Below are 13,765 nucleotides of genomic sequence, written 5' to 3'. Positions count from 1 at the left end.
CATGCTCTGACCAAGAATAATTGGTTTTGTTAGGCGTAACGCAGCGCTCTTCCGGCCGATGACGCCGGATTCGGTCAGGCACTCCTGGCCGTCACCGGATACCCCGTCGCATCGATCGCCTGGACGATCCTGTCGAGGTCCGCGCTGCTGTCGATCTTGACTTTCTTGGTCGGCAGGTCGACCTCGACCTTCGCATTCTGGTCGATGGCCTGCACGGACTTCGTGACGCGGCCCACGCAGTGGCCGCAGCTCATGTCTTCGACGGTCAATTCATACATCGTGTGTGCTCCTGGTACTTGGGGCAGCTCCGCCCCGTTGGTTGAAATCGGATCGCTTACAAAGGGGCGCGGCGCTGGCTGCCAGCGCCGCAGCAGCAGCGCGTTGGTGACGACGCTGACGGAACTCAGCGCCATCGCCGCGCCGGCCAGCACGGGATTCAACAGGCCGAACGCCGCGACGGGAATGCCGACGACGTTGTAGACGAACGCCCACATCAGGTTCTGGCGGATCTTGCGCCACGTGCGGCCGGAGATGTCGATGGCGTCCGCCACGAGCAGCGGATCGCCCCGCATCAGCGTGAGGCCGGCCGTGTGCAGCGCGACGTCGGTGCCGCCGGCCATGGCGATGCCGACGTCGGCCGCCGCCAGAGCCGGCGCGTCGTTGATGCCGTCGCCCACCATGCCCACCTTACGCCCTTCCCGCATCAGGCCGCGCACGACGTCGGCCTTGTCCTGCGGTTGCACGTGCGCGACCCAGCGCGTCAGCCCCAGCGCCTCGGCGACGGCGCGCGCGCTGCCTTCGTTGTCGCCACTGAGCATCATGGTGTCCACGCCCAGTTCCCGCAGGCGGGCGATGGCGGCGCGGCTCGTCGGTTTCAGGCTGTCGCCGAACGCCAGGACGCCGTCCACGACGATGGCGCCGCCCTGCGCGCGCGCCAGCCACGACACCGTGCGGCCGTCCGCTTCGTGGCGTTCGGCCGCGGCGGCCAGCGCGGGCGGCAGCGCGTCGCCCGCGCCGACCTCGTCCAGCATCCGGCGGTTGCCGAGATAGACCGTGGCGCCGTCCACGCGGGCGCGCACGCCGCGGCCCGGCAGCGCCGCGGCGTCGCTCGCCCTCGGCGCGGCCACGTCGCGGGCGGCCGCCAGTTCCGCCACGGCCCGCGCCAGCGGGTGCGCGCTGCCCTGCTGCACGGCCGCGGCCAGCGCCAGCAGCCGGCGCGTGTCGCCGCCTTCCAGCGCGACGACGCGCGGGCGCCCTTCCGTCAACGTGCCCGTCTTGTCGAACACGACCATCTGCAGCGCGTGCGCCGTCTCCAGCGCTTCCGCGTCCTTGATCAGGATGCCGTGGCGCGCCGCGGCGCCGGTGCCGACCATGATCCCGGTCGGCGTGGCGAGGCCCAGCGCGCACGGGCACGCGATCACCTGCACGGCGACCGCGTTCAGCAACGCCTGCTGCCAGTCGCCGGTGGCCAGGCCCCAGCCCAGCAGCGTGACGAGCGAGATCAGCAGCACGACGGGCACGAACACGGCGCTGACCTTGTCGACGAGGCGCTGGATCGGGGCCTTGGCGGCCTGCGCGTCCTCGACCATGCGGATGATCCGGGCCAGCATGCTGTCCGCGCCGACCGCCGTCGCTTCGACCAGCAGCATGCCCTCACCGTTGACGGCGCCGCCCGTCACGCGGTCGCCTTCGCGCTTCGCCACCGGCAGGCTCTCGCCCGTCAGCAGCGATTCGTCCAGGTGGCTCGCGCCTTCCGTGACACGGCCGTCGGCCGGCACGCGCTCGCCCGGCCGCACGACCATCAGGTCGCCGCCGCGCAGGTCGGCCAACGGGATCGTGACGTCGCGGCCGTCGCGGCGGACGATGGCTTGCGTCGGCCGCAGCGCTTCCAGCGCGCGGATCGCGGCGACGGTCTGGTGCCGCGCGCGGCCTTCCAGCCATTTACCCAGCAGGACGAGCGTGATCACGACGGCGGCCGACTCGAAATACAGGTGCCCGCCCGCGCCGTTGAGTAATTGGTAGAGCGACAGGAAATAGGCGGCCGACGTGCCGATCGCGACCAGCAGATCCATATTGCCGGCGCCCGCGCGCAGGGCCTTCCAGCCGGCCCGGTAAAAGCGCGCGCCCAGCCAGAACTGGACCGGCGTCGCCAGCAGCAGTTGCAGCCAGCCGGGCAGCATCCAGTCGATGCCGAACGGGGCCAGGAGCATCGGCGCGATGAGCGGGAGGCTGAGCAGCGCGGCCGCGGCGACCGGCCACCATGTGGGCAAGCCGGTCGCGGCGGGCGCCTCGGCCTGCGGCGCGCCCGTCGGCCGCGCCGTGTAGCCGGCCTGCTCGACGGCGGCCACGATGGCCTGCGGATCGAGCCCGTCGCCCTTCACGGCCGCCCGTTCCGTCGCCAGGTTGACGCTGGCGTCGCGCACGCCCGGCACGGCCTTGATCGCCTTTTCCACGCGCGCGACGCACGATGCGCACGTCATCCCGCCGATGTCGATGTCGAATCCCGTCCTGTCGTCCATGCTTCCTCCTGTGATCGCCAACACAGGATATGGCTTCCCACCATGGGAAGGTCAAGGGGATTTTTTGACGGACAGCGGCGGCAACGGGTCCAGCGGGCGCAATTCGTAGCAGAGATCGGCCCGGTCGGACGCGGCGGGCGCCGACAGGAGATAGCTGTCCAGGCCAAGCCGGCGCCCGGACGGGCTCAGCTGCACGGGCGCCAGGTCGGCCCGGCGCAGCACGAGCACGATGTCGTAGGCGAGCGTGGGGACGGCGAACAGGCCCAGCAAGGTGCGCAGCGCGCGGGCGCCGGGCGCGCCGGGCAGGAAGTGATCGTAGCGGGCGCGGTCGAGGGGGCCGATGCGCACCAGCACGCGCAGGTCCGGACGCCAGCTGCGCGCGCCCAGCAGCGCGCGGCGGCCGAGCAGCGCGTTGGCGCCGAGGACGCTCTGCTCGAACGGCGCGAGCCGGTCCCAGCGGCCGGCGCCTTCCTGCACGCGCACGGCCACGCCGAAATGGCTGGCCAGCACCCGGCCCAGCACGGCCGCCGACACGGGCCGGCGCCGCAGCAGGCCGGCGAAGGCGGCCAGCGCGGTATCCGGCACGCCGTCGGGCGCGAACGTCCCGCCGGCCGGCACGCCCGCCAGCGCCAGCAGCAGGGGCAGGAACGCGTCACGCGGGCCGGCCACGAGATGTTCGACGCGGTACTTCTGCCAGGCGCGATACCACAGCGCGAGCATCCGCGTGCTGAACATGTCGAGGAAGGCGCGGGCCGCTTGCGTGTCCGGCTCGCCCGGCGGCAGCGCGAGGAGGCGTTCCGTCACGTGCAGCGGCAGCGCCCCGTGCGCGCCCAGGAGGCCCATGAAGCTGGGCGTGAGCCGATAGCCGTCGGCGTCGCGCGCGGCCGCCTCGATCTGGCTGGGCGGGAACGCCAGAGCGAGGCTGTTGGCGAAGCGCAGGTGGCGCTCGAGGGCGCGGCGCTCGGGGATGCCGCGCTCGCCCAGCGCCAGCAGCAACAGGCGCACGGCCTGGACGAAGTCGAAGCGCTGGGGTTCGGCCAGCAGGCGGGCGATCAGGTCCATCCGCCGCTCGTGCGCGGGGCACAGACGAGGATGTCGCGCCCCGTCTGGTGCGACACGACCTGCAGCCGGGTGAAGCAATTGAGCTGGCCGTTCAGGGCAAAATAATGGTCGAGCACCTGCATGAACGGATACAGGCCCGTGCCCGCGAACGCGTCCTCGTCGACGGTCAGGCGGATGCCGATGCCGGGCATGAGGCTCGCGACGGGCGCCGCGCCGATCCACGCCCGCACCGTGCCGTGTTCGAGGCCGACGATACCCGCGATCTGGCGCTGGGCCACGGGTGAGCGCGGCAAGTCGTACAGCGCGAGCATCTTCTGGAAGTCGGCCAGCCCCGCCATCGTCAGGCCCGCGTGGTTCAGCGACAGGTGGGCGATCAGGCGCCAGTGCGTGCCGCGCGCGTCCGCGAAGCGCCAGCCGGGCGTCGGTTTGCGCAGCATCCGGATGGGGGCCAGCGCGGACAACTCGTCGCTGCGCAGGTCGCCCTGCGGCTGGCCGTACGGCAGGCGCGACGGCAGGTCGCGGTTGCTGCACGTGAGTTCCGTGGAGAGGGTCGCGCCGGCCGCGTCGAACGGGCGGAAATCGCCGTCGACGAGGGCGACGCGCATCCCGTGCCCGGGGCTGACGGCGGCCGTGGCGTGGTCGCGGCGGGCGATCCAGTAGTGCGAGCCGGGCGCGCCGCCCTCCGCGCCCGGGGCGTACAGGGGCGCGAACGGCGTCACCGTGCCCGTCCCCTCGCGCACGAGGCGCACGGCGTCCACGCTGTGGATCTCGTATGCGCCCGCGTGGGCGCCGTCGGCCAGCACCGGATAGTCGGCGCTCGTGTACGCGAGCTGCAGCGGCGCGCCGGCCTTCGGGAACAAGTTGATGACGGGCGTGCAGCCGGGCAGCAGGTTGCGCGCGTCCAGGCCGCCCAGCAGGTGGGCCGCGTCGGAATCGGGCGCGATGCCGGACAGCGCCACGTGCAGCGTGAAGCGCCGGCAGCGCGGCGGCAGCAGGTCGCGCAGCGCGGCCAGGTCGACGTCGATGAAGTGGAATTTTTCGGGATAGCAGAAATACTCCGTCAGCAGGCGCGGCGCTGGGTGCGAGCGCGGCGGATACGGCAGCATCGCGTCGTCGTCCGCGAAGCCGGCCAGCCGCAGCGGCGCGCGCGCCAGGGGCAACCACCCCTTGTCGCCTTCCGGCTGCAGCCAGGCCGCGGCGCGGCGCAGGAACAGCGCATCGATCAGCGCCGCGCGGGTCGACGCGTCGCCATCGGCGAACAGGCGCAGCGTCTGTGGAAGATTCGGTGCCAGGCGGTCGAACGCGAGCCCGGCGCGCGTCGTCTCGATCGTCAGGCTGATGCCGCAGGCGGCCCCGCGCGGCGCCCGCGCGGCGCGCGGGACCTCGAGCAGCGGCACGAACGCGAGCCGCGCCACCGCGAGCGGCGCCAGCAGCACGTCGTAGACGGTACGGAACAGGCAGGGGGCGTCCGCGCCGGCGCTGGTCCGCAGCATCGTGCCGCGCGCGAGCACGAACGGGTTTTCCGGCACTTCGGCGGGCGTGCGGTAGCCCACCTGGACGACGGAATACGACGGCAGCGGCCGCAGGTAATGCGGATACAGGCTGTCCAGCAAGGCTTCCGTGAACTTGGGATAATCGTCGTCGAGGCGCTTGTTGATGCGGGCGGACAGCAGCGCGACGGACTGGATCAGGCGTGCGACGCCGGGATCGTCCCACGTGTCGCCGGTCACGTGCAGGTCGCTGGCCGGCTTGGGGTAGCGGGCCCGGAATTCGCGCGCGAACTGGCCGAACAATCCCAGCTCTTCCTCGTAGTAGCGCAGCAGCTCGTCCATGGCTCCCCATCGTTGCCCAAGACCAAGATGTATGCTCCCACCCGCAGCGAAAGCCTATGTTGAGTACAATCAACGCAGTCCAATCGACAGGAGATTCCCAGTGACCGACCTGAACCCATTCCTCATCACGCAGCGCTGGCCCGCCCGGCACCCCGACCGCCTGCAGCTGTATTCGCTGCCGACGCCGAACGGCGTCAAGGTGTCGATCATGCTCGAAGAGATCGGGTTGCCGTACGAGGCGCACCGCATCGCGTTCGACCAGAACGAGCAGACGACGCCGGAATTCATGTCGCTGAACCCGAACAACAAGATCCCCGCGATCATCGACCCCAACGGCCCGGACGGCAAGCCGCTGCCCTTGTTCGAATCGGGCGCGATCCTGCTGTACCTGGCGGAGAAGACCGGCAAGCTGCTCCCGGCCGACCCGGCGCGCCGCTACGAGACGATCCAGTGGCTGATGTTCCAGATGGGCGGCATCGGCCCGATGTTCGGCCAGCTGGGGTTCTTCCACAAGTTCGCCGGCCGCGAGTACGAGGACAAGCGCCCGCGCGACCGCTACGTGCACGAAGCGAAGCGCCTGCTGGGCGTGCTGGACGCGCACCTGGCCGGCCGCGACTGGATGGTGGGCGACGAGTACACGATCGCCGACGTCGCGACCTTCCCGTGGGTGAACAACCTGATCGGCTTTTACGACGCGGGCGAGATCGTCGGCTTCGACCGCTTCCCGGAAGTGGGCCGCGTGCTGGAGGCGTTCCGCGCCCGCCCGGCCGTCATCGAAGGTCTGCAGATCCCGCGCGCGCCGGCCGCGTAAGCGCGCTCAGGACAAGGTGCGCAGGTCGGCGATCACCTCGGCCCCGAAACCGGCGCCGAGCAGATAGTCGACCAGGTGTTCGGCGCATTCGTCCGGATCGAGGAGCGCGCCCGTCGCCTTGAGGTCGACGAAGCGCTGGCGCATGGGGAAGCGTTCTTCCGACACGGCGCGGATCTCGGCCTGCATGCCCGTGTCGATGACGCCGGGCGCCAGGCTGCAGATGCGCACGCCCCGTTCGCGGTCCAGCGCCACGGCGCGCGCATGATGATCGAGCGCCGCCTTGGTGGCGCAGTAGACGCTCCAGCCCGGATAGGCGTTGCGGCCCGCGCCGCTTGAGATGTGCAGGATGCGCCGCTGCGCGCCGTCGCTGGCGCGCACGACGGCCGCCGCCAATGCCATCGGCGCCGCCACGTTCAGCTGCACGGCGCGCAGCACGGCCTGCGGATCCTGGGCGTCGAGCGGTCCCACTGGGCTGACCATGCCCGCATTATTCAACAGCAGGACGGCGCCCGTGCCGTCCAGGTAATCGCCGAGCGCCCCGCTCGCGAGCCAGCCGGCCAGCGCGGCGCTGTCGGCCAGGTCGAGTTCCACTTCTTCGAACAGGTCGGGATACGCGTCCGCCAGATCGGGCGCGCGGCCGCGGGCCAGGCCGAGCACAGGCACCCCGCGCGCCAGCAGGTTGCCGGCGAGCGCGGCGCCGAGGCCCCTGGTGTGGCCGGTGATGATCGCTTTCATGGTGGTCTCCCTGGTGCCCGCCGCGGGCCGTCCTGCACAAATGTTAACCCAAGGACGTGACTCCAGCCAATCGTGCGCGCCCTGCCCCTCGGTTCGGGCCGCCGTTTCTCTGCCGGGCCAATTGTTATCACAAACGGAATACTAAAGCCATCCTACGGCAGATTATCCACTAACGAAAATCAATCATCATGACCTCACTGTCAACCAAGGAGGTCACCATGAACACCCAACACACCCAGGCTCGGCAAACCACCCGCGTCGCACTCGTCACCGGCGCCTCGCGCGGCATCGGCGCCGCCGTCGCCAAGCGCCTCGCCGCCGACGGATACGCCGTCGCCGTCAACTATGCCGGCAACGAAGCGGCGGCCAACGCCACCGTCGCCGCCATCGAACAGGCCGGCGGCCGCGCCATCGCGGTGCGGGCGGACGTCGCCAGCGTCGCCGACGTGCACGCCATGTTCGCGACGATCGAGAAGACGCTCGGCCGCATCGACGTCCTCGTCAACAACGCCGGCATCCTGCCCTACGTGACGATCGCGGAGACGAGCGACGAGGTGTTCGAGCGCACGATGGCCATCAACGTCACCGGCACGTTCAACACGATGCGCGCCGCCGCTTCGCGCCTGGCCGAGGGCGGGCGCATCGTCAACTTCTCGACGAGCATCCTGCACATGGCGCCGCCCACCTACGGCGTGTACGCGGCCACGAAGGGCGCCGTCGAAGCGCTGACCCGCGTGTTCGCGAAAGAGCTGCGCGGCCGCGGCATCACCTGCAACGCCGTGGCGCCGGGCCCCGTCGCCACGGAGCTGTTCCTGAACGGGAAATCCGACGAGCAGGTCGAGCACTTCGCGAAGATGGCGCCGCTGGAACGCCTGGGCGAGCCCGAGGACATCGCCGGCGTCGTGTCCTTCCTGGCCGGCCCGGACGGGGCTTGGGTCAATGGCCAGGTCCTGCGCGCCAACGGCGGCATCGCCTGAGGGGACGGCCATGAACCAGGCAATCATCCTCATCACGGGCGCCGGCAGCGGCATCGGCAAACTCTCGGCGCAGGCGCTCGCGCTGGCCGGCCACACGGTCTACGCGACGATGCGCGACATCGAAGGCCGCAACCAGCACCGCGCGGCCGAGGCGCGCGACTGGGCGCGGGCGCACGGCGCCGACCTGCGGCCGCTCGAACTCGACGTGCTGTCGCAGGCATCGTGCGACGCGGCCGTGGCGGCGGTCGTCGCGGACCAGGGGCGGCTGGACGTCGTCGTGCAGAACGCGGGCCACCTCGTCGTCGGGCCGGCGGAAGCCTTCACGGCGGAGGAAGTCATGCACGTGCTGGACACGAACTTCCTCGGCGCCCAGCGCGTGCTGCGCGCCGCCCTGCCCCGCCTGCGCGCCCAGGAGTCGGGCCTGCTCCTGTGGGTCTCCAGCACGACGGCCAAGGGCGGCTTCCCGCCTTTCATCGGCCCCTACGGCGCCGCGAAGGCAGCGATGGATTCGCTCGCGGTGTCGCTGTCGTACGAGGTCGCGCGCTTCGGCATCGAGACGGCGATCATGGTCCCCGGCGCCTTCACGCGCGGCACCGAGCACTTTTCCAGCGCCGGCAAGCCGGGCGACGCCGACCGCGCCGCCGCGTACGCCCGCTACGACGGGGTGCTGGACCAGGTGGGCGAACGGCTCGACGCGCTCACGCCGCCGGAAGCCGATCCGCAGGCAGTGGCGGACGAGTTGGTACGGGTCGTCGGCCTGCCGCGCGGGCAACGGCCGTTCCGCACGGTAGTCGACTTCGTCGGCGACGGCGCGCGCGAAGTGCTGGAGGTGGCGGAAGCCGTGCGCGTGGACTTCGCGCGCCGCATCGGCATCGCCGACCTGCTGCGCCCCACCGTATAATCGGGCGTCAACGTCAGGAGGTGGCACGCATGTCGGCGCAGATGGACCGGTTCCAGGAGATGCAGATTTTCGTCCGTATCGTCGAACGCCGCAGTTTCACGCAGGCCGCCGAGGACCTCCTGATCCCGCGCGCCACCGCCACCAACGCCATCAAGCGGCTGGAACAGCGTCTCGGCACGCGCCTGTTGGAACGCACGACGCGCGCCGTCGCGCCCACGCAGGACGGCGCCGCGTACTACGAACGGTGCGTGCGCCTGCTGGCCGACCTCGATGAAGCGGAAGACGCGTTCCGCGGCAGCGAACCGGCCGGCCTGCTGCGCGTGAACCTGCAGCCGACGCTCGCGCGCTACTTCGTCTTCCCGGCGCTGCCCGCCTTCCTCGCCCGCTATCCGCGCATCCAGCTGTACGTGGGGGAGGACGACCGCCTCGTCGACCTCGTGCGCGAAGGCGTCGACTGCGTGCTGCGCGCCGGCCAGTTGCACGACTCGTCGATGGTGGCGCGGCGCGCCGCCGACCTGGAACAGGTTACGGTCGCGAGCCCCGCCTACCTGGCGCGCTGCGGCACGCCCGCCACGCTGGCCGACCTGGCGCGCCACCAGGCCGTGCACTACGTGTCGACGGCGACGGGCCGGCCGTATCCGCTGGAATTCATGACGGACGCGGGGCTGAAACTGGCGACGCCGCCCGGCGTCGTCTCCGTCACCGGTACGGAAGCCTACACGGCGGCGGCCCTCGCCGGCCTGGGCCTCGTGCAGGTGCCGCGCTACCGCATCGCCGAGCAGCTCGCGGGCGGGCAGCTCGTCGAGGTGCTCGCCGACGTGCCGCCGCCGACGATCCCCGTCTCCGTGCTGTATCCGCAGGCGCGCCAGTTGTCGGCACGCGTGCGGGTGTTCGCGGACTGGCTCGTGCAGCGCTTCCGTCCGGCCTGAACATACCGGGCGACAACGCCGCGCCAAGCTCGTGCCTCGGCTTTGCCGTCCATGGCAGAATGTGGCGTAGAACAGCACGAACAAGTCACGTCATGCAGACCCCATCCATACCGCTCGACGAAGCGCGCCGGCTGACGGCGCTGCACGCGACCCGCCTCCTCCACAGCGCCCCGGAAGACGCCTTCGACCGCATCACCCGCATGGCCAGCCGGCTGTTGAAGATGCCGATCGCCCTCGTGTCGCTGGTCGACAAGGAAGACCAATGGTTCAAGTCGCGCTGCGGCATCGACATGACGGGTTCGTCGCGCGAGGTCTCGTTCTGCGGCCACGCGATCCTCGACCACGAACCGCTGATCGTCCCGGACGCGACGCAGGACCCGCGCTTCGCCGACAACCCGATGGTCGTGAACCCGCCGCACATCCGTTTCTACGCCGGGGTGCAGCTGTATTCGATCGACCGGATGCCGCTGGGAACCCTGTGCGTGCTCGACCGCGTGCCCCGCACGCTGTCCGACGAAGAACTCGACATCCTGCGCGACCTGGGGCACATGACGGAACAGCTGATCCACTTCCGGCAACTGGCGACGGCCGCGCAATCCCTGCACTCGCACGTCTACGTCGACAACGCCAATCCCGACCTGGCGGCGGCGGCGGGCCAGGTCGAGTTCCTGCTCACGCACGATGCGCTGACGGGCCTCGCCAACCGCCAGGCGCTCGTGCAGACGATCGCCGACAACCTGGACAAGTGGAAGAACGACGCCCGCCACACGCTCGTCGCGACGGTCAACGTCGACAAGTTCAAGCGCCTCAATGAGCTGCTGGGCCACCACGCGGGCGACAAGGCCCTCGTCGCGATCACGTGGAGCCTGCAGAACCTGCTGCGCCCGGGCGACGTGCTGGCGCGCGCGGGCAGCGACGAATTCGTCGTGCTGCTGCCCGGCCTGGGCGACGACAGCGTCGCGCGCGACCGCCTGCGCCAGTTGCTGCAGGCGGTCACCCGCGAATTCAAGGCGCCCGGCGGCGCGATCCCGCTCACGTGCAGCATCGGCTACGCGATCTTTCCGGAAGACGGCGCGGACGGCGACGTCCTGCTCAACAACGCGACGATGGCCGTGCGCCGCGCCAAGGCCCTGGGCGGCGGCCAGATCCAGCGCTATTCGGAAGAGCTGTACCAGGCGTCGCAGCGCAAGCTCACGCTGGAAAACCAGCTGCGCCACGCCATCGAACGCAACGAGCTGTCGCTGAACTACCAGCCCAAGACCGACCTGCACACGGGCGGCGTGGCCGGCCTGGAAGTGCTCGTGCGCTGGAAGCATCCGGAACACGGCGCGATCTCGCCCGCCGAATTCATCCCGATCGCCGAGGAGTCCGGCCTCGTCGTCCCGCTCGGCGAATGGGTGCTGCGCACGGCCGTGGCCCAGCGCCGCGCGTGGAGCGAAGCCGGCGTGCCGGACGCGCCGGTGGCCGTTAACCTGTCCGGCAAACAGTTCCTCGGCACGGACGTCGTGGCCCTCGTGTCCACCGTGCTGCGCGAATCCGGCCTGCCCCCGCGCCTGCTGGAACTGGAACTCACGGAGAGCATCTCGATGGACGACCCGGGCCGCGCCGCAGACCTGATGCGCCAGTTGCGCGACCTCGGCACCACCCTGAGCATCGACGACTTCGGCACCGGCTACTCGAGCCTCAGCTACCTCAAGCGCCTGCCCGTCGACAAGCTCAAGGTCGACCGTTCCTTCGTCCTCGACGTGCACCAGAGCGCCGAATCGCTCGCGATGATAAAAGCGATCGTCGCCATGGCGCATACCCTGCACCTGGAAGTCATCGCCGAGGGCGTCGAAACGGACGAGCAGCTCGCGGCCCTGCGCAGCGCGGGATGCGACCAGATCCAGGGCGACTACTTCAGCAAGCCGCTGGACGCCGACGCCAGCGCCGCCTACCTGCGCCGGCACGGAGCCGCCTCGGCGCCGCTGGCGGCGGCCGAAGCAGCCAAATAGCCACACAGAAACATATGTACGTACGGTGCAATGCAACACCAAATCCGGCAAATTGATGGCCGGAATTGTGGAATCCCACGCAAGGGCTTAAAATCGTGACACGGGACGTTGCCAAATTTAATTGACGCGCCCGCGCCAATGGGTCCGTCGTTCTCGGCCGCACGGACCGTATCCAATCACTGCATACCAACCCCATAAGCATGCGTTACTCGAGTAACCATAAGGCCGAAACGCGCCAGCGCATCATCGGCGAAGCCGCGCGCCGCTTCCGCAAGGACGGCATCGAGGGCACCGGCCTGGTGCCGCTGATGAAGGCGCTCGGCCTGACCCACGGCGGCTTCTACGCCCATTTCCAATCCAAGGACGCGCTCGTGCAGGCTTCGCTGGAAGCTGCCGCCGAGCAGACGCTGGAACGCTGGCAGGCGCCAGCGGCCGCCACGCCCGCGCGCGCCGTCATCGACCATTACCTGTCCGCCCAGCACCGCGACGAGCCGGGCGAAGGCTGCCCGCTGCCCACGCTGGCCGCCGAACTGGGCCTGCGCGGCCAGCCCAGCGCCACCGCCGACGCGATGGTGGCGCGCATGACGGCCCTGCTGGCCGACTGCAAGCTGGCTGCCGCCCCCGGCGACGAGGGCATCGTGGCGCTCGCCGCGATGGTCGGCGCCCTCACGCTGGCGCGCGCCGTGTCGGATCCGGCCGCGTCGGACGGCATTCTCGCCGCAGTACGGGCCGCCCTGCAGCCGCCGCCCGAGGCTTGAAGCGCCGGCCGTTCGCCCCTGTGGCGCAGGCGCGCGGCGCGCCCCCTTCATTGGATCGTTGCCGTCCGTCGTGACATTCGGCGACTTTTCCGATTCGGCAACCTGTTATGCTCGTGCCGGAGACATGGCGAACGGACTTTAACGTCGCGCGACGCCTGCCTGACCAACACACCATGACACGGGGGTCGACGTTTTCGATGAGCGATACAGGCGGTTTGCACTTCATGTGCGGAAAAATGGGCGCCGGGAAGTCGACCCTGGCGAAAGCATTGGCCGTATCCCATGCGGCGGTCCTATTGTCCGAGGATGAGCTCCTGCGCCGGCTGTATCCGAAGGAAGTGGTCGACTTGGCAGCTTATGTCGCCTTGTCCGGCCGCATCAAGCTCGCTTTGACCGACCACGTCTGCGAACTCCTGCGCCATGGCGTCCCCGTCGTCCTCGATTTCCCCGCCAATACGACAGGCCAGCGTGCCTGGTTCCGGCAACTGATCGAACAGTCGGGTGCGCCCCACCGCCTGCACTATCTGGTTGCGTCCAACGACACCTGCAAGCGCCAGCTCAAGCAGCGCCGGGCGGGCAATCCCGACGATACATTGCAGGATGAGGCGACCTTCGATGCGCTGTTGGCTTACTTTACCGAGCCTTGTCCTGAAGAGCAGTTCACGGTCGTTCGCCATGAGCGACAGTAATGGTCGTCCGACCGATGCCCGACCTCGAGAGTGTCTTTCGATTTGAAAACATCCGTCGGCGGCCGCAGAGGGTTTGCGATGCGGTCTCGGCTTCGAAGCGGGAACATATTGATGGCCAGGGGGCGCACGATCGCGTCTCTCGTTAGTGCAAATTCGAATAAATGAACCGCATGGAAACCAGCGTCGACTTTGAGTCAAAAATGTTTGCCCCGTATCTGCCTGACGAAGCCCAAGTCAATCCCGGCAGATACGGGGCTGAGCTTGCCTTCTGGCTTTCCCGAAAGCTTACACAACGCGGGACGTTGACGTCGTATCCTCAGCACGAGGATTGGGGCTGGTTCATCGAATACGTCACCGAAGATGATGACGAATACTGGTTGTGTTGTGCCAACAGGGACCGCGCCCAGGACAAGTGGCGGTGTTATCTTGAGGGACCTGTCAGAAATTCTGTGTGCGGGGCCAGAATTCGTAGTTAGGTAATTGCGTTTGTGAAGCGTTCGCCGAACATGATGGCGAATTGGTTGGCGGCCTGCTTCCACGTACGCTGCGGCATCTTCC

11 protein-coding genes are annotated in these 13,765 nt (G+C 69.5%); 7 read left to right on the top strand and 4 right to left on the bottom strand.

Annotated features, from left to right (window positions below):
* Positions 1-74 precede the first annotated feature (74 nt).
* From ISF28_RS00055 to tssF, 3 genes are read right to left on the bottom strand one after another with little or no spacing between them, the layout of a single operon-like run.
* Entirely contained in the window at positions 75-2,519 is a 2,445-nt protein-coding gene (locus ISF28_RS00055) for a heavy metal translocating P-type ATPase (protein WP_198115115.1), read from the bottom strand.
* Positions 2,520-2,570: 51 nt separating this feature from the next.
* Positions 2,571-3,581: a type VI secretion system baseplate subunit TssG gene (tssG, locus tag ISF28_RS00050; RefSeq protein WP_198115114.1), complete on the bottom strand. Its 1,011-nt coding sequence runs from the start codon at positions 3,579-3,581 to the stop codon at positions 2,571-2,573.
* The gene (gene tssF / locus ISF28_RS00045; RefSeq protein WP_229518775.1) at positions 3,572-5,413 is read right to left on the bottom strand and encodes a type VI secretion system baseplate subunit TssF; all 1,842 of its coding nucleotides are present in this window, start codon (positions 5,411-5,413) and stop codon (positions 3,572-3,574) included. The genes tssG and tssF overlap by 10 nt, the downstream gene beginning before the upstream one ends.
* A 100-nt stretch (positions 5,414-5,513) precedes the next feature.
* Here tssF and ISF28_RS00040 point away from each other — a divergent pair, with 100 nt between their 5' ends.
* Positions 5,514-6,224 (top strand): glutathione binding-like protein, encoded by a 711-nt coding sequence (locus ISF28_RS00040; RefSeq protein WP_198115113.1) that lies wholly within the window; start codon positions 5,514-5,516, stop codon positions 6,222-6,224.
* A 6-nt stretch (positions 6,225-6,230) separates the two neighbouring features.
* On the opposite strand, the gene ISF28_RS00035 is transcribed toward ISF28_RS00040, so the two are convergent.
* Entirely contained in the window at positions 6,231-6,959 is a 729-nt protein-coding gene (locus ISF28_RS00035; RefSeq protein WP_198115112.1) for an SDR family oxidoreductase, read from the bottom strand.
* Between the two features lie 218 nt (positions 6,960-7,177).
* Between ISF28_RS00035 and ISF28_RS00030 the strand changes: the two genes are divergently transcribed.
* The 6 genes from ISF28_RS00030 (at position 7,178) to ISF28_RS00005 (ending at position 13,207) form a co-directional block, all read left to right on the top strand.
* Entirely contained in the window at positions 7,178-7,936 is a 759-nt protein-coding gene (locus tag ISF28_RS00030) for an SDR family oxidoreductase (RefSeq protein WP_198115111.1), read from the top strand.
* Positions 7,937-7,946: 10 nt separating this feature from the next.
* Positions 7,947-8,837 carry an SDR family NAD(P)-dependent oxidoreductase gene (locus tag ISF28_RS00025; RefSeq protein ID WP_198115110.1) on the top strand — a complete coding sequence of 297 codons (891 nt, stop codon included), beginning with the start codon at positions 7,947-7,949 and terminating at the stop codon, positions 8,835-8,837.
* Between the two features lie 41 nt (positions 8,838-8,878).
* Positions 8,879-9,766: a LysR family transcriptional regulator gene (locus ISF28_RS00020; RefSeq protein WP_198115629.1), complete on the top strand. Its 888-nt coding sequence runs from the start codon at positions 8,879-8,881 to the stop codon at positions 9,764-9,766.
* Between the two features lie 92 nt (positions 9,767-9,858).
* On the top strand, positions 9,859-11,760 hold the full coding sequence (locus tag ISF28_RS00015) for a putative bifunctional diguanylate cyclase/phosphodiesterase (RefSeq protein ID WP_198115109.1): 1,902 nt from the start codon (positions 9,859-9,861) through the stop codon (positions 11,758-11,760).
* Between the two features lie 200 nt (positions 11,761-11,960).
* Complete coding sequence (locus ISF28_RS00010) at positions 11,961-12,518, top strand: TetR/AcrR family transcriptional regulator (protein ID WP_198115108.1); 558 nt, start codon at positions 11,961-11,963, stop codon at positions 12,516-12,518.
* Between the two features lie 197 nt (positions 12,519-12,715).
* On the top strand, positions 12,716-13,207 hold the full coding sequence (locus tag ISF28_RS00005) for a P-loop nucleotide/nucleoside kinase family protein (RefSeq protein ID WP_198115107.1): 492 nt from the start codon (positions 12,716-12,718) through the stop codon (positions 13,205-13,207).
* Positions 13,208-13,765: the final 558 nt, after the last annotated feature.

The organism is Massilia rhizosphaerae, assembly GCF_016093545.1.
Classification (GTDB): domain Bacteria; phylum Pseudomonadota; class Gammaproteobacteria; order Burkholderiales; family Burkholderiaceae_D; genus Telluria; species Telluria rhizosphaerae.
This window is presented reverse-complemented; position numbering and strand designations above follow the sequence as displayed.

Coding starts and splice junctions, on each gene's coding strand:
- ISF28_RS00055 (WP_198115115.1), bottom strand. CDS start 2,519: ATGGACGACAGGACGGGATTCGACATCGACATCGGCGGGATGACGTGC.
- tssG (WP_198115114.1), bottom strand. CDS start 3,581: ATGGACCTGATCGCCCGCCTGCTGGCCGAACCCCAGCGCTTCGACTTC.
- tssF (WP_229518775.1), bottom strand. CDS start 5,413: ATGGACGAGCTGCTGCGCTACTACGAGGAAGAGCTGGGATTGTTCGGC.
- ISF28_RS00035 (WP_198115112.1), bottom strand. CDS start 6,959: ATGAAAGCGATCATCACCGGCCACACCAGGGGCCTCGGCGCCGCGCTC.
- ISF28_RS00030 (WP_198115111.1), top strand. CDS start 7,178: ATGAACACCCAACACACCCAGGCTCGGCAAACCACCCGCGTCGCACTC.
- ISF28_RS00025 (WP_198115110.1), top strand. CDS start 7,947: ATGAACCAGGCAATCATCCTCATCACGGGCGCCGGCAGCGGCATCGGC.
- ISF28_RS00020 (WP_198115629.1), top strand. CDS start 8,879: ATGGACCGGTTCCAGGAGATGCAGATTTTCGTCCGTATCGTCGAACGC.
- ISF28_RS00015 (WP_198115109.1), top strand. CDS start 9,859: ATGCAGACCCCATCCATACCGCTCGACGAAGCGCGCCGGCTGACGGCG.
- ISF28_RS00010 (WP_198115108.1), top strand. CDS start 11,961: ATGCGTTACTCGAGTAACCATAAGGCCGAAACGCGCCAGCGCATCATC.
- ISF28_RS00005 (WP_198115107.1), top strand. CDS start 12,716: ATGAGCGATACAGGCGGTTTGCACTTCATGTGCGGAAAAATGGGCGCC.